General features: G+C 38.2%; 18 protein-coding genes. 5 read left to right on the top strand and 13 right to left on the bottom strand.

The window, feature by feature from the left end; genetic code table 11:
- Window positions 1-276: 276 nt before the first annotated feature.
- Complete coding sequence (locus I7804_RS05780; RefSeq protein WP_248405437.1) at window positions 277-915, bottom strand: hypothetical protein; 639 nt, start codon at window positions 913-915, stop codon at window positions 277-279.
- Between the two features lie 411 nt (window positions 916-1,326).
- On the opposite strand from I7804_RS05780, the gene I7804_RS05775 reads away from it, so the two are divergent.
- The 4 genes from I7804_RS05775 to larC all read left to right on the top strand — a co-directional run bounded on the left by I7804_RS05775 (window position 1,327) and on the right by larC (window position 5,780).
- Window positions 1,327-2,454: an aldo/keto reductase gene (locus I7804_RS05775; RefSeq protein WP_248405435.1), complete on the top strand. Its 1,128-nt coding sequence runs from the start codon at window positions 1,327-1,329 to the stop codon at window positions 2,452-2,454.
- A 113-nt stretch (window positions 2,455-2,567) separates the two neighbouring features.
- Entirely contained in the window at window positions 2,568-3,380 is an 813-nt protein-coding gene (gene larE / locus I7804_RS05770; RefSeq protein ID WP_248405945.1) for an ATP-dependent sacrificial sulfur transferase LarE, read from the top strand.
- A gap of 108 nt (window positions 3,381-3,488) precedes the next feature.
- Window positions 3,489-4,298, top strand: a complete 810-nt coding sequence (gene larB, locus I7804_RS05765; protein ID WP_331477860.1) for a nickel pincer cofactor biosynthesis protein LarB — start codon at window positions 3,489-3,491, stop codon at window positions 4,296-4,298.
- Window positions 4,299-4,319: 21 nt separating this feature from the next.
- Window positions 4,320-5,780: a nickel pincer cofactor biosynthesis protein LarC gene (larC, locus tag I7804_RS05760; protein WP_282570493.1), complete on the top strand. Its 1,461-nt coding sequence runs from the start codon at window positions 4,320-4,322 to the stop codon at window positions 5,778-5,780.
- A gap of 719 nt (window positions 5,781-6,499) precedes the next feature.
- Here the strand turns inward: larC and I7804_RS05755 are convergent.
- The 3 genes from I7804_RS05755 to I7804_RS05745 all read right to left on the bottom strand — a co-directional run bounded on the left by I7804_RS05755 (window position 6,500) and on the right by I7804_RS05745 (window position 11,942).
- Window positions 6,500-9,481: a TOTE conflict system archaeo-eukaryotic primase domain-containing protein gene (locus I7804_RS05755; RefSeq protein ID WP_248405434.1), complete on the bottom strand. Its 2,982-nt coding sequence runs from the start codon at window positions 9,479-9,481 to the stop codon at window positions 6,500-6,502.
- 40 nt (window positions 9,482-9,521) lie between these two features.
- The gene (locus tag I7804_RS05750) at window positions 9,522-9,632 is read right to left on the bottom strand and encodes a hypothetical protein (RefSeq protein WP_331477884.1); all 111 of its coding nucleotides are present in this window, start codon (window positions 9,630-9,632) and stop codon (window positions 9,522-9,524) included.
- Window positions 9,633-10,967: 1,335 nt separating this feature from the next.
- Complete coding sequence (locus tag I7804_RS05745) at window positions 10,968-11,942, bottom strand: glycosyltransferase family 2 protein (protein ID WP_248405432.1); 975 nt, start codon at window positions 11,940-11,942, stop codon at window positions 10,968-10,970.
- Window positions 11,943-12,192: 250 nt separating this feature from the next.
- Here I7804_RS05745 and I7804_RS05740 point away from each other — a divergent pair, with 250 nt between their 5' ends.
- Complete coding sequence (locus I7804_RS05740) at window positions 12,193-13,371, top strand: SGNH/GDSL hydrolase family protein (RefSeq protein ID WP_248405430.1); 1,179 nt, start codon at window positions 12,193-12,195, stop codon at window positions 13,369-13,371.
- Between the two features lie 152 nt (window positions 13,372-13,523).
- Here the strand turns inward: I7804_RS05740 and I7804_RS05735 are convergent, their stop codons facing one another.
- From I7804_RS05735 to rfbH, 9 genes are all read right to left on the bottom strand, one after another.
- Entirely contained in the window at window positions 13,524-14,684 is a 1,161-nt protein-coding gene (locus tag I7804_RS05735; protein ID WP_248405428.1) for a DegT/DnrJ/EryC1/StrS family aminotransferase, read from the bottom strand.
- 149 nt (window positions 14,685-14,833) lie between these two features.
- Window positions 14,834-15,781 (bottom strand): glycosyltransferase family 2 protein, encoded by a 948-nt coding sequence (locus tag I7804_RS05730; protein WP_248405427.1) that lies wholly within the window; start codon window positions 15,779-15,781, stop codon window positions 14,834-14,836.
- Window positions 15,778-16,194 (bottom strand): sugar 3,4-ketoisomerase, encoded by a 417-nt coding sequence (locus I7804_RS05725; RefSeq protein ID WP_248405425.1) that lies wholly within the window; start codon window positions 16,192-16,194, stop codon window positions 15,778-15,780. Before I7804_RS05725 ends, I7804_RS05730 begins: the two co-directional genes overlap by 4 nt.
- Before the next feature lie 223 nt (window positions 16,195-16,417).
- Window positions 16,418-18,319, bottom strand: coding sequence for a DUF6044 family protein (locus tag I7804_RS05720; RefSeq protein WP_282570492.1), 1,902 nt, complete (start codon window positions 18,317-18,319; stop codon window positions 16,418-16,420).
- Window positions 18,320-18,477: 158 nt separating this feature from the next.
- The gene (locus I7804_RS05715) at window positions 18,478-19,479 is read right to left on the bottom strand and encodes a radical SAM/SPASM domain-containing protein (RefSeq protein WP_248405422.1); all 1,002 of its coding nucleotides are present in this window, start codon (window positions 19,477-19,479) and stop codon (window positions 18,478-18,480) included.
- Between the two features lie 154 nt (window positions 19,480-19,633).
- Window positions 19,634-20,599 carry a glycosyltransferase family 2 protein gene (locus I7804_RS05710; protein ID WP_248405420.1) on the bottom strand — a complete coding sequence of 322 codons (966 nt, stop codon included), beginning with the start codon at window positions 20,597-20,599 and terminating at the stop codon, window positions 19,634-19,636.
- A 137-nt stretch (window positions 20,600-20,736) separates the two neighbouring features.
- The gene (locus I7804_RS05705) at window positions 20,737-21,819 is read right to left on the bottom strand and encodes an NAD-dependent epimerase/dehydratase family protein (RefSeq protein ID WP_248405418.1); all 1,083 of its coding nucleotides are present in this window, start codon (window positions 21,817-21,819) and stop codon (window positions 20,737-20,739) included.
- A 160-nt stretch (window positions 21,820-21,979) separates the two neighbouring features.
- Complete coding sequence (rfbF, locus tag I7804_RS05700; protein ID WP_248405417.1) at window positions 21,980-22,756, bottom strand: glucose-1-phosphate cytidylyltransferase; 777 nt, start codon at window positions 22,754-22,756, stop codon at window positions 21,980-21,982.
- Between the two features lie 115 nt (window positions 22,757-22,871).
- Complete coding sequence (gene rfbH, locus I7804_RS05695; RefSeq protein ID WP_248405415.1) at window positions 22,872-24,200, bottom strand: lipopolysaccharide biosynthesis protein RfbH; 1,329 nt, start codon at window positions 24,198-24,200, stop codon at window positions 22,872-22,874.
- Window positions 24,201-24,221: the final 21 nt, after the last annotated feature.

Genomic DNA, 24,221 nt, shown 5'->3' with positions numbered 1-24,221 from the left:
GTTCAGCGGCCGCGATATAAAGCTTTAGCTGTGATTGTCAAAAAGCGGTATTTCGAGTTTGAAGCTTTATCCGTGATCATCAAAAAGCAAAATCTCGAGTTTAAAGCTTTATCCGTGATCGTCAAAAAGCAGAATCTCGAGTTTAAAACTTTATCCGTGATCGTCAAAAAGCAGAATCTCGAGTTTAAAACTTTATCCGTGATCATCAAAAAGCAGAATCTCGAGTTTAAAACTTTATCCGTGATCATCAAAAAGCAGAATCTCGAGTTTAAAACTTTATCCGTGATCATCAAAAAAGTGGGGCTGTATATTTGAAGACTTCGTCATGGCGGAACGATAGCTAAATGCTACTGCAGCGTTTTGCCTTGCTTCCTTATCTAAGCTTTGTAATACTTCTTTATCCATGCCCTTCCCTGCTTCTTTATCCATGCCCTTCCCTGCTTCTTTATCTATTCCCTTCCTTACATCTCTATCTATGCCCTGCCCTACTTCATTATCTATCCCTCGCCTTATTCCATTGATTCCATTTTTCTTTAAACCGGAATATATCCCAGAGTAAATATTGTCTGCAATCTCTTTATTTCTGGTCTCCTGGATCTCGATGGTGTTAGAGATATCTGTTACAGCGCGGATCAGGTCCTGCATGTGCTCGATCTGAGCGCGGTACCTTGGCTTATCAGCATTAATATCATCTTTGACTTTGTCATAGAGACCGGCGAAGCCTTCATTTAATTCAGTCAATCTGTCAATAAGGCCAGTTTTGATCCTGACAGCATCATCAAAAGTCTCTTCATCGAATCCATCTTCTGTGACAAGAGCCTCTTTTTGCCTTATGTTCTGTGCTTCAATCTGCTTCATAACTTCAATTTTCTTAATGAGGGATGTTTCCATCATATCAAGATAAGTCTCGGTCATAAGCACCTCTTTTGATATTTATTATCGTATATACGTATACTATACCACTATTATTCGTATGCGTCACATTCCATGAAAATGCCACCTCACTCATAAACGCCCCTGCATCTACTTGACATATATCTCAAAGTTCCCACTTGGACGGACTGGCACACCCCAGCGGGAAGTCATATATTAAATAATCATAAAAGTTTATAATTACTATTGATACAAGTGTCTCGTTATTGATAACATTATATATAGGTTTTATACACAATTTAATTGATGCAAATATTAGGCAGATATTTGCATTTATAACGCCGGCAATACAAAGCATCTGGCAGGTTTGTGGCAATATAATGGCCAATAGATCATTCATGAAGATAAGGCGATGATGTCAACTTCAGGCATTACAGGTAAGGAGAAGAGATTATGAAAGAAAGATATTTTGGAGAAAAAACACCCAAGCTTGGTTTTGGTCTTATGAGACTTCCAAGGATTGAGGGGACAAACACTATTGACGTCGAGCAGACCTCTAAGATGGTAGACATGTTCCTTGAAGCTGGTCTTACTTATTTTGACACAGCATTTGTATATGAGGGTTCTGAGGAAGCTACAAGGAAGGCACTTGTTGAAAGGCATCCGCGTGATAGCTACACTCTTGCAACCAAGCTTAATGCTGGCTACTCAGGATGTAAGAATGCAGAGGATGCCAAAAAAGAGCTGGAGATCAGTCTTGAAAGAACCGGCGCAGGATATTTTGACTACTATCTTCTGCACGCTCTTGGAAAGGGCAATATTGACAAGTACGACGAGTATGGTATCTGGGATTTTGTAAAAGAAATGAAGGAAAAAGGTCTTATAAAGCACTGGGGATTTTCTTTCCATGATACTCCGGAGTTTCTGGACGAGCTTCTTACAAAGCATCCTGATGCTGAATTCGTACAGCTTCAGATAAACTATGCTGACTGGGACAATCCGACTGTTCAGTCTCGTGCATGTTATGAAGTTGCAAGAAAGCATGGCAAGTCGATTGTTGTAATGGAGCCTGTCAAGGGCGGCGCTCTTGCTAATCCGCCTGCATCTGTTCAGGAGATTTTAAAAGATGCTGCGCCTGATATGTCTTTTGCTTCATGGGCTATCAGATATGTAGCTTCTATGGACGAAATCCTTACAGTTCTCTCTGGTATGTCCAATGTGGCGCAGATGGAGAACAACCTTTCTTATATGAGAGATTTTAAGAAGCTGTCTGAGGATGAGCTTGAGACTATACACAAGGCCCAGAAAGCTCTTGCATCTGTTAATTCGATTCCTTGTACAGCATGTCACTACTGCACTAAGGGATGTCCTATGCAGATTCCGATCCCGGACATCTTCGCAGCCAGGAATAAGCAGCTGATCTGGGAGCAGATTGAGCAGGGTCAGGCTGATTATAAGAGAGTTACTGAAGGACGAGGCCTGGCTTCGGCATGTATCGGATGCGGTCAGTGCGAAAGTGCTTGTCCTCAGCATATTGATGTTATTGAAAGGCTCAAGGACTGCGCTAGAGTTTTTGAATGATGTTTTGGAAAAATAAGCTGCGCAGATTGTTGTCTTTTCTTAAGAAAAGCAGCTGTGTAGATATTATTGATAAGCGTATTGAAAGAATTAAAAGATCATTCGTTGGAGTTTTAATGAGTACTAATAAGTTAGACGATTTAAAAGAATATTTAAAGTCACTGGGAAGTGTGGCCGTTGCTTTTTCGGCAGGGGTTGATTCTACTTTTCTTCTAAAAGTTGCGCACGATGTGCTGGGAGATAAGGCGATAGCTGTGACTGCTGCTTCAGCTTCTTTTCCCAGACATGAGTATGATGAAGCCGATGCCTTCTGTAAAAAGGAGGGAATCAGGCAGTTTATAATTAATTCAAATGAGCTTGAGTCTGAGGACTATGCTTCAAATCCCAAGAACAGGTGCTACTACTGCAAGCACACTCTGTTCTCCGGGCTTATTGATATAGCAAGGCAAAACGGGATTGAGTATGTGGCAGAGGGTTCGAACATGGACGATCTGGGTGATTACAGGCCGGGGCTTGAGGCTGTGAAGGAGCTTGGCGTACTGAGTCCTCTTAGGAAGGTCGGTCTTACTAAGGCTGAGATAAGGTCTTTTTCCAAAGAGCTGGGTCTTCCTACTTCGGACAAGCCGTCGTTTGCATGTCTTGCCTCCAGGGTTCCGTATGGCGAGAGGATCACTGCCGATAAGCTTAAGATGGTGGAGAGGGCAGAAAACCTCTTGGCAGAGCTTGGGCTTGTGCAGTACAGGGTGCGCGTCCATGGGAATATTGCAAGGATTGAGGTCCCGGCAGGGGATATTGCAAAGCTTGTGGACGATAGTGTTCGTAGTAAGATTGTTAGTAAATTCAAGGAGTTTGGATTTTCATATGTGACTTTGGATATGCAGGGCTACAGGACTGGCAGCATGAACGAAGTTATTAATACAGCAAAATAGGATATACTAAATATAGGATAATCCTACAATAGGAAAACGATGCTGATTCTGATGTTGATGCAGGAAGATGGATTATTTCTTACTAAAACAGCGATAAGGAGGCAAGTCGTGGAAAATATCCATGAGATGCTTGAAAAAATCAAATCCGGCGAGATCTCAGTTGAGGAAGCAGAGCTTTTTTTCAAAAAGAGGCCTTTTGAAGATATAGGCTATGCCAAGGTTGATACTCATAGGAAGATACGAAACGGGGCTTATGAGGTCATCTATGGTGCGGGCAAGACTGCAGATCAGATCGTCGGGATAATCAGAACCATGGCAGACAGTGGCCAGGAGCGCATCCTGATAACAAGGATGGATCCGGATAAGGCTAAGAAGGTAAAGAGTAAGCTTGTTGGACAGATTGGTTTTAATGATCTTGTAAGTCAGGCTAATGTTGATTCTTACAATAAGACTATCAAAATCGACTATCATGAAGAGGCTAATATAGGGATCATCGGAGACTATCCGAAAGCTGACGGGCTTGGCAAGATTGTCGTAGCTACCGGCGGAACAAGCGATATACCTGTTGCCGAGGAGGCTGCGCTTACTGCTGAGTTTCTGGGTAATGACGTGACAAGGCTGTATGATGTGGGAGTTGCCGGGCTTCACAGAACTCTTGCTCATATGGATGATATTATGAGTGCTAAGGTCATAATCGCTATCGCCGGGATGGAAGGGGCTCTCGCAAGTGTTATTGGCGGTCTTGCCGAATGCCCTGTTATTGCTGTTCCGACTTCTGTCGGGTACGGTGCATCTTTTCACGGGTTATCAGCTCTTTTGTCAATGCTGAATTCATGTGCAAGCGGTGTGTCTGTGGTCAATATCGATAATGGATTTGGAGCGGCTTATCAGGCTAGTCTTATAAATCATATGAGGTAGGATCGGAAATTGGAGTTTTATATGAAAATACTGTACCTTGATCTGGGAATGGGAGCTGCCGGAGATATGCTCACTGCTGCCCTTCTTGATGCAATGGATGAAAAAGAAAAAGAAGAAGCGATCAAAGATCTTTCTGCTCTTAATATACCTGATGTGCATTTTGACGTGGAAAAAAGCGTCAAATGCGGGATCACAGGTACTCATGTGAGTGTGAAGGTGCATGGCACTGATGAGGGCAAAGGGCTGCATGAGGATCATCATGGACACCACCATGAACATGATGACTTCCATGAACATGATCACGCGCACCAGCATGGGCATGATGACTTCCATGAACATGATCACGCGCACCAGCATGGGCATGATGACTTCCATGAACATGGTCACGGACATCAGAATGGGCATGATGATTTTCATGAGCATGGCCACGATCATGAACACCACCACAGTCATGCAAGTCTTGAGAAGATCAATAGCATAGTAGATAATTTAAATGTATCAGATTCAGTCAAATCTGATGTCAGATCAATTTACAAAATCATAGCCACTGCAGAAGGGCATGTCCATAACAAGCCGATAACGGATATACATTTTCACGAAGTGGGGACAATGGATGCTATCGCGGATATCACAGCTGCGTGTATTCTAATAAGGCGCATCGGTGCCGATAAGATCATAGCATCTCCTATTCATGTTGGTAGCGGTCAGGTAAGATGTGCTCACGGAATACTTCCTGTTCCTGCTCCAGCAACAGCTTATATACTAAAAGGCATACCTATGTACAGCACGGACATTAAGGGCGAGTTGTGCACTCCTACTGGAGCTGCTATTTTAAAGTATTTTGTAAATGAATATAGATCCATGCCTTCTATGATTTCTGACAATATAGGATATGGGATGGGCTTTAAAGACTTCGAACGAGCCAACTGCGTCAGAGCGATAATCGGACATGATACTTACGCTACAAGCAGCAACAATTATAATCCTAGCCCTGATATGGCAATGCCGGATGATACAGCAAAAAGGCCTTATCCGGATGCACCTACCTCTCAATCTGCAATCAACGATTCTATCATAGAGCTTCGCTGTAATATCGACGATATGACCGGTGAAGAGATAGGCTTTGCTTTTGAAAAGCTGTTAGAAGCCGGTGCCAGAGACGTTTTTTCCACTCCAATAACTATGAAGAAGAATCGACCAGGCATTCTCTTAACAGTTATATGCTCTGTATCAGATAAAGATACTATGGTAAAAAATATATTCAAGCACACTACAACAATCGGGATCAGAGAAAATGTCTGCAACAGATATATCCTAAGCAGAGAGTCCGAAACGCTTAATACTCCTTTTGGACAAGTCAGGGAAAAGAGGGTATCTGGATACGGAACGACTAGATCAAAGCTTGAATATGATGATATAGCTAAGATTGCAAAAAATACGGGAATGAGCATCAGGGAAGTCAAAGATGCGATAAGGAAGTAAAAAACTATAAGAAAATAAAAGCTATAAGAAAGTTGCTACGAGGTATTTGTTTTTAATCAATGATTTACATGCAATAATGATGGCAATTTGCGTTATCATCATATATTATAGAGGATGACAATAACGCATATACCTAGAACCTATCGTTTACTAATCCCCCATTCGTAAACGCGGTATGGATCTCTGCGGATCCGACAGTACTTGGTCTGTTTTATAAAAGTTGCCCCTTTTATGATGGCCAAGCCCGAAAGAATTATGTGCGCTCTTCGCAAGCACAAATTAATTATATTATGCTAAAAATTTTTTTGTTCATTTTCCGACGAAACGTCATCCTAGGGGGTATCGAGCAAATGATTAATCTCGTTCGTAATTTTGATAGTATCCTTATAGCATTGATGTGTTCTATCACTTAGTATCGATATGCACTGTATAGTTTCCATGTTTTTCTCTGAAATCGCAGTCGGTTATGCAATTATTAATTAGCGTTTTATTAGTATTTTCCTAGCATTTTGGTAATATTTTAAGCATTTAATATGCTATATACAGCCTTTTCAGACTGTTTTTCCACATGCTTTTTTACATGTTTTATTACATGCTATTTCAAACTTTTTCCACAAGTTTTTCACCTATTTTACTACAAGCTTTTTCAGACTTTTTTCACAAGTGACAGGCAGTGTATAAACCAGTTCTTTTATCGCTTTTTCTATTTTTTGGAAAAATCATCTAAAAGTGATCTCCATTAGTTCTACAGCAGTTTCTCTGCTCTTTACTCTCATGAGATTATCATCTGCTTTGGCTCTCGATAGCAGATTCATACTTCCATACCATATGATCTCATCATCGATGATAGCGAAGTGTTCATGCATATATTCTTTAAGATGCACATTTATAGCATTATCCCGTAGCAGATGTACAAGCTGTCTTGTATCTTCAATCTTCTCCTCCGGATATCCTTCCGGATCAAGCGTGACTATTGTAATCTTAACGCCACTTTCCTGTCTTTGCTTCACCAATCTTATAAAAGAATTTACTTTTGACTGATTTAATCCTGGGCTTGAAATGATAATTTCTTTATTTGCCTCCATCAGATCCTTTTCATATACTGTCTCATAAGTATTCATATCAAAAATAGAGCCTGCGCTTTGTTTTTCCAAAATAATATTGTTGCATATTTCGTACCCAATCTTTTTATACGTTCTAAGACGCTTGTGGTACATTTTTTCAAGAACACGAATATGAGAATCTACGTAATCATAAATGATTACTTCTGTTTTGCCTTTATAATCTCGATGCAATCTCCCGGCAAACTGCTCTATATTGCCTTCAGCTGCTGCCGGCATAGCAAGCATCATAGTATCAAGTCTTGGAAAGTTAAAGCCTTCGCCAACATACTTATCAATAGCAATAAGAATAACAGATTCATTCTCCGGTGCTGATTTCATCTGTGTTCTCATCAAATCTTTTTCTTTTCTGCTGCCGCCACCTTGCAGCAGATACACATGATCCGCTTTTTCTTGCAGCTTCTCAAACAAAATCTGCGCATGTTCTTTGTACTTAGTTAAAACAAGCGGAGTTCTTCCATTTTGAATGCAACTTTCCACATCAGCGATGATCTGTTCATTTCTTACCTCTGATTCAACGACCGCTCTATTAGCTTCTGTAATCTTTAGATCAGTAGCACTAATAAGTCTTGTAAAGCGAGGATATACATAGTGAGCAATACCTTGTTTCTCTGCCCTTTCCTTAGCCGTATATCTGAATCTGACAGGGCCAAATTGCATGAATACTTTCTTTTCAAGACCATCTTCCCTCTTAGGTGTTGCTGTTAGTCCATAGATGTATCTTGATTTCGCAGCTCCTATTACATCTTCGACAGTCTGTGCAGCTCCATGATGACACTCATCCATGATCAACATTCCATAGTTTTCAATGATCGGATCAATATCATCACCCTTGCCAAGAGACGAAAATATTGCAACATCAACAATTCCTGTCATTGAATTATGCCCTGCATATAACTTACCTATCAGACTTTTTCTTTTTTTAACTCTTCCTGTTTTTGTCTTATATTCCGGAAGTTCAGCTCTTATATCCAAGAATTTTTCTAAATCTTCAATCCAGTTTTTTTGTATTTCTGTATTATGGACAAGTATTAACGTGTTAGTTTTCCTTTGGGCGATCATATATGCACCTACAACCGTTTTTCCAAAAGATGTAGTTGCGCCCAGGACTCCGTTATCATGTTCAAGTATGGCACTAGCAGCTCTCATCTGCTCTTCATAGAGTTCGCCTTTAAAAGTGACATCTAATGGTGTTCCCTCACACCTATCATCCGTTACAGAAAAAGATATATCTGCATCATTAAGCTTTTCTATCAACGAATCCAGAAGTCCTCTTGGAATACATATATATCTGCCTTCATCCTGACCACAATAGATGATTCTCGGGATCCCTTTTGTCGAAAATCCCATACGTGATTTTTTATAAAACTCCGAATTACTAAATGCAGCCATACGTCTTATAGCATTCTGCATCCTTTTGCCTATATTTTTAGTATTGATGTATATTCTATTCGATACTATGATCTCAACCTTAGATGGTGCATCTTCTTTGTGGAAAAAGAGTTGTTTCTTTTCCCACGGTTTTGGCTGAGAATCATCATTATCATCTACATCAAAGTCATCGCATAATACGCCTAGTACGCCTTCCTTGCTCCATTCTTTGATCTTATCATCGATATATTCAGAAGATATTCTTTTGACATTTTTAAGACACTCCCACTGATCAGGATATGCATTCCAATTCTTGTCTATAAATGCGCTGTTGCCGGATTTCAAAGCAAGACCTTGCAGTGGAAGAGCTATAAGATTACCAAGTCCGGGCTTACCTGTTTTTGAATTAATGGGAATATGATCCTGAGCAGGAAGCATTCTGTCATAATAGGTAAAACTCTTCATATTGACAGATTCTGCTCCCTTGGTAAGTAAAGCTGATCCGAATCTTCTTGCAGTGCTTGCCAGGATCGGTCTTTCAAAGAACATCCAAATATGAGCGCCATTGCCTGATCTAGAGCGTTCAACTAGTATTGGAATATCATTATCTTCACATATCTGTCTAAATGCATTCACTTCTTGCATCCATTCAGCATCAGGGTTTGCACCGTCATCGCCACAGATATTTTCATCATGGCAGTCGAAATCGAATACCAGAAAATTTATGGTTTCATCAGGTAGTAACGGATATATTCCAAGTACATCCGAGGCATCTGACTTTTTTCCCATCATATGATTATAAACATTTTCATCAATTAGCCCTTTATAATTCTGATTACTACACTCTCCGCAGGTTATCTTTGCGCCATTCTTCCTAGGACATACTCCATCCTTCCAGAAATTCCAGCACTGGGTATAGTAATCGTATTTTCCTGTTTTCTTATTGGGCTTACCTGAGCGAAGGCTGTACACATCGCTTCGCCCATTAAAGAGATTACGATAGAATCGGATACGCTGCTTAGTGATTTCTAAAGGCTTGATTCTGGCACCTTGATCTGGATCAAATAAAATATTCTTGTCAGGAGAAAGATCTTCTATATCTTTGGCTTCACGCTTATAAGGTATACATGCGGCATCGAGGAGGCCATGCAAGTAGTCAATTTCTATTTCAAGTGCTGCTATCTTGGATAGGTACTGAGATTCATTCATATTATACGGCTCCAATCTAAGGCTTTTTTATCGCTGTGGTTCACATCGAAGTGCCAACTTCTATAAGATTCCCAGCATTGTCTGATATTGGCTCCAGCCCAAATAGGTCATGATAGAAATGTTTGGAATTTTCGATGTCGTTAACTACTATTAGTATATTTCTAAGATTTATTATTTCCTTTCACAAGGCATTTTATTACTGTTTCTGCTGTTTCTTTTGTTTCTGCTGTTTTTTGTTGTTTCTGCCGTTTTTGTATATTAATAGTATATTGTTTGTGCGATAAAGTGAAGGTTTATGGAGGTATTATTAAAGTCTTAGTTTTAGGAAAAATCTATGCTCATTAACTGATAAGTTATCGCTATTAATTGTTATGGAAATTCAAAGAAGCTCTTAAATGATATGATTTGTAACTACCGGTTATACCAGACGTAGATAGATCTGCCAACATCGTCTCATCAATGCTCATCACTTTATTACTGGCAAATGATGGCAGTTTGCGTTATTATCATATATGATAGAGGATGACAATAACGCATATCCCTAGAACCTATCGATTACTAATCCCCCATTCGTAAACGCGGTATGGATCTCTGCGGATCCGACAGTACTTGGTCTGTTTTATAAAAGTTGCCCCTTTTATGATGGCCAAGCCTGAAAGAATTATGTGTGCTCTTCGCAAGCACAAATTAATTATATTATGCTAAAAATTTTTTTGTTCATTTTCTGACGAAACGTCATCCTAGGGGGTATCGAACAAATGATTAATCTCATTCGCAATATTGATAGTATCCTTGCAGCAAAGAACAGTAGTCATTTACGGTGTTTGGTGCAGTGATATAGTTTCCTCATTTTTGCTCCAAAACGCATTCGTTATTGCGATTATATGTTATTGTTTTAATCGTATTTTTCTAGCATTTTAATGATATTTTGAGCATTATATATGCTATTAATGTGTTCATTTATATCTTACTGTTTAAGATAAACTATTCAATCCAAATAATTCAATCCAAATTTTTCAGACAAAAGAATACAAACAAAATTATTCTGGCAAAATCATTCAGACAAAATCATTCAGACATAATTATTCAAACATAATTATTCAAACATAATTATTCAGACATAATTATTCAGACATAATTATTCAGACATAATTATTCAGACAAAATATTTTAAGCAGATTTTCAAGCCAAATTGTCCAGACTAAACAATTCATCCCCAATTATTCATCTCAAAATCTTAATATCAAAATCATGGTTTCATGATTATTTACCGGTTATATAATACTTCAGCCACTTATATCCTCAACCCACCTACGTCTCTTGACACCTGCATTTTTATGCTGCTGATCCTTATGCCAAATCGACAAGAATCCGGCATAATGCCCCACGTATCAAAAAGGCAGCCCGTCACAGCTTGTATCACCAATCTAACATACATGATGACACAAGTAGTGACAGCTGCCCAATTAATTCTAAGCAAAAACTACTATCCTTTATAATGCCTTTCATAAGGCTCCCAGGTCTTTTCACTGATAATGTATCTCGGCCTGTGCTTGCTCTCCATATATATCTTACCGATATAGGTTCCGATGACACCTATTGATATCAGCTGTATACCTCCAAGGAAACAAACTATACAAATAGTAGATGCCCATCCCGGCTGCCCCTTACCTGTGATAGCTACTATGAAGGCCCATATGATTCCTATGATACCTATAAGACTTACGATGGTTCCAAGGCCTGTAATAATGGATATAGGCTTTACAGAGAGCGATGTAATGCCATCAAATGCGAGGTGGAGCATCTTGCTAAGGGGATAGTGACTCTCACCAGCCATACGCTCGTGACGCTCGTAATATACTATCGCAGACTTAAAGCCAACAAGTGGAACCATACCTCTTAGATAGATATTAACTTCGTGGAAGTCAGCAAACTCTTCAAGAACTCTCGAGGAGATAAGTCTGTAGTCAGAATGGTTGTAGACAACTTCTGCTCCCATCCAGTTAAGCAGTTTATAAAAAGACTCTGCTGTGAATTTCTTAAAGAAAGTATCTGTATCTCTCTTGGATCTGACGCCATATACAACCTCAGCTCCATTAAGATATGCATCTACCATCTTGTCCATGGCGCTTATGTCATCCTGACCATCGCAGTCTATAGATATCGTGATATCACAAACATTTCTAGCCTCCATAAGGCCGGCAAGGACAGCATTCTGATGGCCACGGTTTCTGCTCTGAGATATTCCTATAAAATGCTCATTGCTATCAGCAAGTTCTGTGATGATATCCCAGGTTTTATCTTTGGATCCGTCATTTACAAATAATATACGGCTCTTATCAGATATCTTCTCTTCTCCTATCATCTTCTCTAGCTGCTGTAAAAAAAGCGGAGACGTGATAGGGAGGACGTTTTCTTCGTTATAGCATGGAATTACAATCCATAAAATAGGTTTAGACATCTTCTACCTCTTTTTTATTCAACTCATTGTATGCTTGTTATTCAGGTACGTATTTATGAAGATACATTCCAAAGCATACTAGAATAATTATGCTCACTTTTATGAAACACATAACACTAAAACATTATAAACTCTATAGCCCCAAAAAGCTATTATATATCGTTTTTAAGTTATATTTATGGCACAGTGATTATTTCTATGTTAAAATATCTTTTGTAATAATTTTGTAATATTTCTAAGGGGAGGAAAAATGTCTATACATAAACTACTATCAACTACATCGTTAATCATGATGATGTCTCTTGTAACAGGTTGTACTTCTCCAAGTTTTCCAAATCTCGGAGTCACCGGTGAAAAGATGTCTGGTACATCCAACTCTGCTGCTTCAGTCAATAATGCTTCTGTAGCAGGTTCTTCCGGATCCGATCAGGCAACTGCACAGACTACAATGATTTCAGGTGAGGCTGCTACTGATTCATCAGAAGGTGCTTCAAGTGATTCAGGAGAAGCTAGTACCGGCGCTACATATAATACAGCTGCCGCTGCAGAAGCTTCTACTACAGAAACAACCACTGTCCACAAAGATCCTTACGGCGGAGGCAATGAACCTGTTCCTGATGGTGACCTTCAGCTTGTGTTTATTGGAGACAGCCAGTTCGACAGATGGAGAAACTCCAGTACATCAATTTCTGAACTTGTTGGTGAAGAAATGAATGCACTTCATTATAACCTTGGAGTTGGCGGAACTTGTGCTGCAATAGAGAGAACCCAGACTGGAAACAGCACGACTGAAGGTAATAACGATTATGAAGAGGCTAACTTCACAGCTATCTGCCATATGTTGAAGCGAGACCTTAATACAGATGATTATCCAATATCACTGGATGAAGAATATGAAACTGTTCTCTACTCCATTCAGCCTGAGAAGGTAGATTATTATATCATCGAATATGGTTATAATGATTACTACATGGGTCTTGATATCTACAATGAAGAAGATCCTTATGATGAGCATACTTATTACGGTGCTTTGAATCTTGGAATCAAGATGCTCAAAGAGATCTCACCGAATGCCCATTTTATCATCTGTACACCATGCTATTGCAGATTCTATAATGGCTCCGGCAAAGACATGGGAGATGCTTATAATGTTTCAAAAGGTCAGGGATCACTTGCATATTATGCTGATTTTGCACTTAGACTGGCTGATAATATAGGCGCCAAGAAACTTGATGCTGTAAGCGGTACAACCTTTAATCTTAACTCTTATACATACAAGGAGTACCTTGAAGACAATGTACATCTGTCTTACAAAGGACGTGTTGTATATGCCAAAGCACTTAGAAGGATCATATTAGATGATATGGGAATATATGATTCTGCAAATGAAGGCGATGTTAATGCTATGCTTTCAATAGCTGACTATTAATAAACATAGTCACACAAGGGACTATGTCCGGATAGCCAGACCATCAGAGGGTTTGAGTTCCTTTTAATAAAACAAGCAATCTGGATTCTACATAAAAATTCAGATTGCTTGTTTTTTATACGCTCTAATATATACTTTCTCTACCTAAAGAATCAAAAATTATTAAGAGCATCGATTACATAATCCTGCTCTTCCATAGTCATGCCATTGTACATCGGAATAGAGAGAACTTCATTAGCATATTCTTCTGTTATCGGATATTCGCCTTCCTCGTGACCAAGATATGCATATGCTTCTTGAAGGTGAGGTGGAACCGGATAGTGGATGATGCTTCCTATCTCTTTTTCATTCAAATAATCTATTAGCTTATCACGGTTCTTGCATCTGATAACATACTGATGCCATACCGCATAGCTATTATCTACCTCTTTGGGTATGATAATCTGAGGGTTATCAATCTTTTGTGAATATCTTGACGCAAGACTACGTCTTTCATCTGTAATCTCGTCCATATATTTAAGTCTTACTTTCAAAAGAGCTGCCTGCATCTCATCAAGTCTTGAGTTGGCACCTACCACTTTATTGTAATAATGCTTGTGGCTTCCGTAGTTACGATATGTCTTAACCTCTTCTATAAACTTAGGATCATGAGCTATAACAGCACCTGCATCGCCAAAAGCTCCCATATTCTTAGTAGGGTAAAAAGAAAAGCAACCAACATTGCCAAATGTTCCGACCTTCTGGCCTTTCCACATAGCACCATGAGCCTGAGCACAGTCCTCAATAAGTAACAGACCATGCTTTTTGCATATATCCACAATTCTGGTCATATCTGTAACCTGGCCATAAAGGTGGACAACCATAACCGCTTTAGTCTTATCTGTAATACTTCTCTCTATAGCATCTATATCTATCTGCGAATTCTCATCCGGTTCTACGAATATAGGAGTGGCACCGTTCATAGTAATACCCATGACACTTGCTATATAAGTATTGCCCTGAACTATAACTTCATCCCCTGCTCCAATGCCCAGCATACGTATACCAATCCAGAGGGCATCCAGTCCTGAAGCAAGTCCTGCGCAATAAACTTTGGATGTATCGCAATCATCAGTATTTGCAGTGCAGTCAAAAGACTCTAATCGTCTATTATCACTTCCAAATTCGTTATATGAAGCAAATTCTTCTTCAAAAGTTTTTAATTCATTTCCAAGAATATACCATCCGGAACGAAGAACACGTAGTGCCGCTTCTTCATACTCTGCTTGATGTTTCTGAAAACCAAGATCCATCCTGTTAGCTAATATTTTCATCTCATACCTCAAGACTCTACTTCTTATACTGAATAGCTAGAAAGCTTTATAGTGCGAGTCTTTTCAATTATTTTTATGATAAATCTCTATTTTTATCAATCTCTGAGTTTATAGTATCGGAATTTATAATATCTATATTCTCAGAATTATTATTTATTATCATCTATACTTTTAGTGTCTTTGACTACAGTATCAATAACAAAAGGCGGCCTATTTCTGGATTCTTCAAGTGCTCTCCATACATATTCGCCTATGATACCGACCATAAGAAGTGTAAGACCTGAAGAGAATAAGAGTACGCACATAAGTGATGCATATCCCAGAATAGGTGTACCCTCTGTAAGCTTCTCATGAATAACTGAGATCATGCCGATTATCGCAAACAGCCCGAATAAAACACCTGTCACCTCCATAAAACGAAGTGGTACATATGTGAAACTCATCATGGAATCTACAACAAGTTTAAACTTCTTGGAGAATGTCCACCTAGACTTACCTACTTCTCGGTTCTTACGGTCGAAATAAATCTTCTCAGACCTAAATCCAAGCCACATAACCTGAAGCGTCAGTGATGAATTCTTCTCATCCATTTTCTCGAGCACTTCTATTACCTGTCTATCTACCAGATAGCAGTCACATCCGCCCTTGGGCATATCCTTGTTGATAAGTTTACGAACGATACGATAGTACATTCCTGCGAAGAACTTCTTAACAACACCTTCATCTCTGGATCTTCTGATAGCAAGAACGACCTTGTTACCACGCTTCCAACTCTCGTACATATCCAGAATAAGTGTCGAATCTTCCTGAAGATCAGCCTGCTTAGTTACCGCACAATCTCCTGTACATACGGAAAGACCAGCAAGAAGAGCTGCATGCTCACCAAAATTACGTGACAATCTTGTACATACCACATTCTTGTCACGTTCTCTTATCTTGTTCATGATCTCCCATGAATTATCTCCTGAGCCATCATCAACGAATACTATTTCATAATCACCAAGCTTATCTAAAATCTTGGCTTTCATATCTTCATATAGCATTTCAAGGGTATCTGAATTCCAATATACAGGTACTATAATAGATATCTTACTCAATGTTTTTCCTCTTTTACTTCTTTTATAAATTCATCATAATCACGGATATACTCAGATTCCATATAATGTTCACTTGCAAGACACATAAGAACAGAGTCGGGAGAGAAGTTGTACATCTCTTTCCAGACCATTGTATCGAGGAACAAAGCCATCCTTGGCTTATCCAACTTAATTATCTCTTTGTGTGTACCATCGTCTACTAATACATCACTGGATCCTGCAACATTTATAAGGACAAACTTGGTAAGTCTATTAGCATGCTTACCTCGTACAACCTCAGAATCTGAGCCGTATATATAAAAGGCTCTCTTTATAGCAAACGGAATATCCTTACCATCTCCTTCTGCTACAACAAGATTGCCTCTCTCATCACCATACTCCTTGAACTCAAGGACTCTGTACCTTTTATCCACTAATATTATCCTTTCAAGCTTAATCTTTAGATATAGATTATTCTCTTATTATGCTCTATATCTTTTTTGACAAAGATTAGCTATATTATTATACACTCTATAATATCTATTATCTATATTTGTTATAAACTACAATTTAAAAACGACCAAAATAAGGGATTATGAACGCAATTAGTCTACATGTTAACAAGACTTGCAACATCAATTTGTAATGGTTAATGAATTATTTTATTTCTTCATTCTCTTCTGTAATGACAGGCTCAGAAAGTTCATAGACATAAACTTTATAAGCTTCCCCCTGACCACTTGCTATAAGTGAAAGATTTACATCTTCTGCATTTGTGATCTTAACTCTTGAGAAGACATACTTACATCCAAGATCGTATAATGCCTTGGGATCAATATACAGATCATCCTCTGTTATTCCTCCAAGTGTACCCGTATACATTGGGACAGACTCGTAATTCCCGGAAAAGAGAATACATCTGATACCTGACTCATCGAAATATGCAGCAGATGTAGGCTGCATATCCAAAGCAGGGGCAATGACCTGCCTCCATTTATTCTTATAATCCTGAGAATAGAAGCCAAGATAGCCATCAAGAGTTGATATATCATTATATTCAAGCTGTGCCGGATACATAAGATATGCCACACTCTGCTCACCTTCCTTATAGCCAATCTCCGCCTTCAAGGATTCAAAAAGCTCTGTATCATAGAATTCCTTATAGCTTAAATTATCCTTATTGGACTCTCCATTATGGCAGTGCCTGTAGTACTGACCATATGCTGTATAGAACAGATCATCATATCTTGCCGTCTGACCAAAAGGAAGTACTGGCTGAAACATAACAACTAATATAGCCAGTAATACCAACAGATATGTAGAAATTTTTATGATCAAGGATTTTTTAGGTTCCAGCCCGCCTTGAGAAACATCAAGGATTATCCTATAGCACACAATAAAAAAGGACGCATACCAAAGGAAAGGATTAAAAAATATCGTTCTATTAAACTGCCATCCTTTGAGAGGCGGTACAATTGTTTCAAAAACTGTTCTGATAACTCCGCTGTTATATAGACCGTATACAACACTGTTAAAGACTATACCAAGAGCACACAGATTATAATAATCATGTACAATTCCTATACTGTTGCCATCTTTGATATATTTACTATTAAGATAAAAAAAGTAGATCACACATGTTGGAAGAACAATATATAAATGCGCATCATTGGCATGCATCATTCCACTTGCCCATGATGTAGCAATCTCTTTAAGAATCTCAATGACAGACAAATTAGCTTCTACCATTGTAGATCTGATCGTCACTTCATTTGAGAAAAGCATTGTAGCAAAAAGCCTGTATTCACAGATAACACTTCCAGCTGCCAGAAGCACAAGTCCAAGTGCAAGCTGCCAGGGGAATTTGTGATTACGGATCCATATCCATATAATAGCTATAACCAGATATCCCATGATAAAGATGCCATGATAAGAAAAATATGACAAGAAAGGATAACAGAAAATCAAAAGAAACATCCAAAAGGAAGGTTCCAGATAAGCTTTTCTTAGGAAATAGATTATAAGCGGAATTGATGCAAATGGAATGCCAAACGCAGGAAAAAGATTTAAAATACCATAAGTAAAAGATATTAAAACCGTAAGGGAAACAATGTTGGTATAATCGCGCTTAACAGGATGTATATAATAAACACCTCTCTTAACCCATGTATCAAGTCCTTCCTTGGTAAGAATATCATAAGCAAGAAGTCCGCTTCCTATCATCGCGATGATAATCTTAATAAAATATCCTGCAATATATGCTTTGAAAGAAGGAAAAATCATATACAAAACTGTATATAATGAAAATTCAGATGGTAGAACATTTCTGCTAATATTATTCAAAAAGTCAGTACTTGCTTCTAGGGCAAAAAAAGTTCCATCATTTCTCATCATCTGAAACTGAGGAATAAAAAGGTCAAGATTATCATGAATCGCAAGATAACTATCATTTCCCACTGTTGTATAAAGCATTATTGTACAAATCAGAAAGAAGCCAACAAAGATAAAGGACCAAAACCTTTTAAAAAAACGTACAATTGCCTCAAAATAATCTGTCATACTATAACTCTCCTACTGCTGCAACTAATCCTCAATCCCTTGTAACATATCTTATTTAAGAAAAGCGATTTTATTTTTAAAAACAAAATCGCTCTTCTATGATTCCTTTGTATGAATCAATAGTATTATTTTTATTCAAAAGATAAATTGCTTAAATATCACTTCTCTTTTTTGAACAATTTCATTCTTTCCTGGCCGCCTATATTATGAGCAGCTTCTTCTCCATGCTTCAATATTGCATTAACAACTTGCATTCTGAATCCGGCATCAATAAAGTCACAATGTGTACAGAACTTATAATTCTGACGACCTAATGCTATATCTTTTCTTGCAGCCATTAACTTAGGACTTCCCCAAGCTTCTTTAAGAGGAATCTTATTAAGATCACCAAAATCAGTAACTTCAAAGTTATCACAACAGCAAAGACCTATCTTACCATTCGGCATAATCCACATATCAGTAAATGGAAGAAGACAAGTTTCCTTTATAACCTTCTCTGTAGCCTTCTTATTAGGCGCACTTCCAGCTCGGTTTGTAAGAACTTCCTGAAGGTATCTCATCTGAATCTGTATATCAATATCTTCGAACTCTTCAGGATGTGACTTAACATAGTCATAAATCTTCTGAATGTTAGGATGAAGCTTCATCTCCATTGAGTAGTTATTGATGATCAGCTGATTAACATAAGGCTGAATCTCTTTAACCTTCTCAAGTGTAAGAATAAGTCCATTAGTGGACATGAAGATAAAACTTTCCGGTAGCTTCTCTCTGGCATATTTGTGAAATTCTACAATTCTAGTATCAAGCCATGGCTCGTTATTACCATAAAGTGTCAGATGTCCCTTGTATCCCCAATCTGCAAGCTGATCAATAATTGATTTATAAAGATTCTCGTCAATCTTTGCAAGCGGGCGCTTTTCGGCATGTACATTAGCTGTACAAAAAGCACAAGTAGAATTACATCTATTGATAGTCTCTATATTTACCACGTTAGGCTTTGGTACCTCAGGGCTATTCATAAAATAGTCCACATATTTCTTCTGTGAACGAGATCTTGTAATAAACTGAAGCTTAAGATAAGCATTACTTGCAAGATTTGGAAAATATTTTCTGGCATTCCAGCCAAGTTTACCCATGAAACTATTAACTCTGATTGGCATACAAATTACTTCTTTCTATTTTTATTTTTATAAATTGAGTAAATACAGATTAGTTATAACTATCAATATTATTCTTCTTTGATAATAATACATTGGAATTCGTATTAAAATAAACCACTAAATCCGCCACTACTATTATCTACGATACAAAATATTAGTCAATGTCACTTTCATCATCTATCTTTGTGATAAGCGACATCTTCTTTCTATGAAGCCCATTAAGCTGCATCTCAAATGCTCGTCTATTATTGATTGCCATGTTCTGAAGTGTAAGGCCATTAAAGAATGCCTGAAGAGCAGCAATCATTGTAAAGCCACACACAATAAGCGTAGGAAATCTTCTAACCTCTCCTGTCTCCCAGTACTCAAAAAATACCGGTATAATGAAAAATATCGCAAGAAAAGCAAGAACAACTGCCATAGCTGAGAAAAATCCCAAAGGCTTATAATCCCTATACAACCTTGAAATAGTCCTTATAACTTTAAATCCATCAGCATAAGTATTAAGCTTGGACTCAGATCCTTCCGGTCTGTCACGATATTCTATGACTACATTTTCTATCTGCATGTTATTAGAAACCGCATGTATAGTCATCTCAGTCTCAATCTCAAACCCCTTGGACAAAACAGGAAAAGTCTTAACAAATTCATAGCTAAAAGCCCTATATCCGGTCATTATATCTCTGACATCGCAGTCAAAAAGTTTATTAATTGAACTTCTTACCAAGCTGTTTCCAAAATTGTGAAAAGGTCTTTTGTTCTCTGTAAAATATGTAGAAGAAAGCCTATCTCCTACTACCATATCTGCGTTATGCTCTAAAACTTTTTGTACCATCTCCGGTGCTGATTCCATCGGATATGTATCATCACCATCAACCATTATATAGCACTGCGCTTCTATCTCACGGAACATTCGCCTTATTACATTACCTTTTCCCTGCATGTATTCATTCCTTACAACTGCTCCGCAACTAGCAGCTATTTCTGCTGTCCTGTCAGAAGAGTTATTATTATACACATATATAACAGCTTCAGGTAATGCTTTTCTGGTATCTTCTATTACTTTTTTTATTGTTTTTTCCTCGTTATAGCATGGTATCAACACCGCAATTTTGTCCATAAAAACCTCTATATTATTGTTTTATTTTGCTAATAGTCAATCCTTATTTGGATATTAGATTCAAATAATAAATCCAAACAATTTACGAATATTTCACGTCCATTTGTAACTAAATTTTTGAATCACTATACAAATTACTAACCTATTTTATAATAGTCCTTATACCATCTAACAAAAGAATTAATACCATCCTTCAAAGTTGTATCCGGCTTAAATCCAAAATCTCTTTGAAGTTCAGTCACATCAGCATAGGTTTGATAAACATCACCTGCCTGCATAGGAAGAAATTCCTTGGTAGCCGTAACTCCAAGAGCCTCTTCAAGGAAAGTGACCATATCCATAAGAGATTCAGGATGATTATTGCCAATATTATAAACTTTGTATCTGGCACCCTTACCATTATCACAAGGAGCGCTCGGAAGGATATTGAGTATCCCTGTAACTATATCATCAATATAGGTGAAGTCGCGCTTCATATCTCCGTTATTATAGATCTGGATAGGCTTACCTGCCATGATCTTATCTGTAAATTTGAAAAGAGCCATATCAGGTCTTCCAAGTGGGCCGTATACTGTGAAGAATCTAAGTCCTGTAGCAGGAATTCCATAAAGTTTGGAATACGCATGTGCCATAAGCTCATTAGACTTCTTGGTAGCTGCATATAAGCTTACCGGCTCATCAACCTTATCCTCTGTTGAAAATGGAACCTTGGTATTGCCACCATAAACAGAACTTGATGAAGCATAAACAAGATGCTCAACACCGCTATAATCCTCAGTCTTATTGTCATAACTATGTCTGCAGGCTTCGAGGATATTAAAAAAACCAATAAGATTAGATTCAATATATGAGTCCGGATGATCAATAGAATAGCGAACGCCTGCCTGAGCAGCAAGATTCACAACTATGTCAGGCTTATATTCCTTGAACGCCTTGTCTACTTCATCTTTATTCTTAAGATTTCCTTTTATGAATACGAAAGATCCGCAAGATTCTACGCTGCTGTCAGCATTTTTTACAGCTGACTTCTTAGCATCTTCTACAGCTTTATTTATCAGTCTTAATCTTTCTTCTTTAAGTGAGACATCATAGTAATCGTTCATGTTATCGAAGCCTATGACTCTCGCTCCGGCTTCAATAAGCCTCTTCGAAAGATGATAACCGATAAAACCGGCTGCACCTGTTATCAGATATGTTTTATTAGCATCTATTGTTTTCATCTGTTCTACCTTTTATCTTAATTTATATCTTATTCACTTTGTATAATTAACTCTTTGTTATAAACTTTATATTATCGACTTTTATCTTATCAGCTTTATATTATCAGCTTCTTATAGTTAGCTTCTTATTTTTTGGCTTTATCTTGTCAGCCTTACAATTTTAATCTTCCCATGTCTTCCAAGGAGCATTGCCACTTGACCACAGTTCTTCAAGTCTGTCCTTTTCACGCTTGGTATCCATGCACTGCCAGTATCCATCATATCTATAGCCCATAAGCTGGCCGTCTATTGCAAGTTTTTCAAGTACATCTTTTTCGAAGACAGTACTGTCATCCTTGATATAGTCGAAGACTTCTGGTTCCATGACCATGTATCCTGCATTGATGCGGCTTCCATCCTCTTCATTTTTCTCATGGAAAGAAGTGATCTTAGAGCCATCCATTTCAAGTGTTCCGAACCTCTGGCCTATATTGACAGACGTGATAGTTGCTATCTTACCATGCTCCTTGTGGAAACGAAGCAGGTCATTCATATCAATATCACTAACACCATCACCATAGGATACCATAAAAGTCTCATCACCGATATATTTCTGAACTCTCTTGATACGACCACCTGTCATAGTATCTATGCCGGTATCAACTATCGTAACTTTCCAGGGTTCTGACATATTGTTATGTATAGTCATCTTATTATCAGCTGTAAGGTCGAAGGTCACATCACTATTATAAAGATAATAATTAGCAAACCACTCCTTGATCACATACTGCTTGTATCCGGCACAGATGATAAAGTCATTAAAACCTCTATACGAATACTCTTTCATGATATGCCATAAAATAGGCTTTTCACCTATCTCTATCATAGGCTTAGGTTTTAAGTGACTTTCTTCACTTATTCTGGTACCATATCCGCCTGCCAAAAGAACAACTTTCATATCTGTCACCAATTTTGTAAATGCAATCCTCTATTCTGACCCATCAACATGATACAAAAATAATCTGTGATAATATCTTTAACAATATATAAAACATTCACTGTCTATAACCAACTTATAATTCAAGTCCTTCATGAATGCGCTTTGACATCTCTTCAAGCATATCATCTGTCATTCCTGGATATACCCCGATCCAGAAGGTATCATGCATTATCTTGTCTGTATTATCAAGACTTCCTATAACTCTATAGCCTGACTTATCATCTCTCATCTCATCAAAACATGGATGACGCAAGAGATTACCTGCAAATAACATCCTGGTCTGGATTCCATGCTGTTCAAGATAAGGTACAAGCTTATTGCGCCTTTCTTCTTCTCTACAGGTCATTGCAAAACCAAACCAGCTTGGATTAGAATGTTCTGCTGCTTGAGGCAGTATCAGTTGATCCGCTGTATCATTTAACAGCATTAGAAGATATTTAAAATTATGTCTTCTCTTATCTACAAAAGATGAGAGCTTATCAAGCTGAGCACATCCAACCGCCGCCTGCATATCAGTTGCTTTTAGATTATATCCAAAATGAGAATATACATATTTGTGATCATAACCCTTGGGAAGCTCTCCAAATATTCCATCAAATCTGTGACCACACATATTATCATGTCCCGGGGCGCATACACAGTCGCGTCCCCAGTCGCGCATAGAACGTACTATCTTGTTAAGAAGAGGATTGTCTGTATATACAGCACCGCCCTCTCCCATAGTCATATGATGAGGCGGATAGAAACTTGATGTTCCTATATCACCGATAGTACCTGTCTTTCTATAACTGCCATCCCCCATATCATATTCACTGCCAAGAGCATCGCAGTTATCTTCAATAAGCCAGAGATTATTTTTATCACAAAAAGCTTTAACAGCCCTTAAATCAAAGGGATTACCAAGTGTATGTGCTATCATGACAGCCTTGGTGCGCCCGGACATAGCTTCTTCCAACCTTGTAATGTCAATATTGTACTGAGGAATAGTTACATCCACAAATACAGGAACAGCGCCGTATTGGATCATAGGAGTAACAGTCGTAGGAAAACCTGCAGCAACAGTTATCACCTGATCTCCCCTGTTTATACGCCTCTCGCCAAGAAGAGGTGATGTAAGAGCCATAAAGGCAAGAAGGTTAGCAGATGAACCTGAACCAACCAGACTACAGAATCTAACTCCAAGGTAGTCTGAAAGTTTTCTTTCAAATTCATCCGTATATCTTCCTGATGTAAGCCAGAAATCAAGAGATGAATCTATAAGATTCACCATCTCATCATGGTCATAAACACGGGATGCATAAGGTATCCTATCACCATGCTCATATTCTTTTTGTGAATGGAATCTGTCACAGTAAGCTCTTACCTCAGATAAAATCTGCTGCCTCGCTTCCTGCTCGCTCATATTATCAAACAATTATAAGCA

The sequence above is a fragment of the Butyrivibrio fibrisolvens genome, assembly GCF_023206215.1.
Taxonomy (GTDB): domain Bacteria; phylum Bacillota; class Clostridia; order Lachnospirales; family Lachnospiraceae; genus Butyrivibrio; species Butyrivibrio fibrisolvens_C.
Note: the sequence above shows the minus strand (reverse complement) of the source record. Positions and strands in the feature narration are given on the sequence as shown.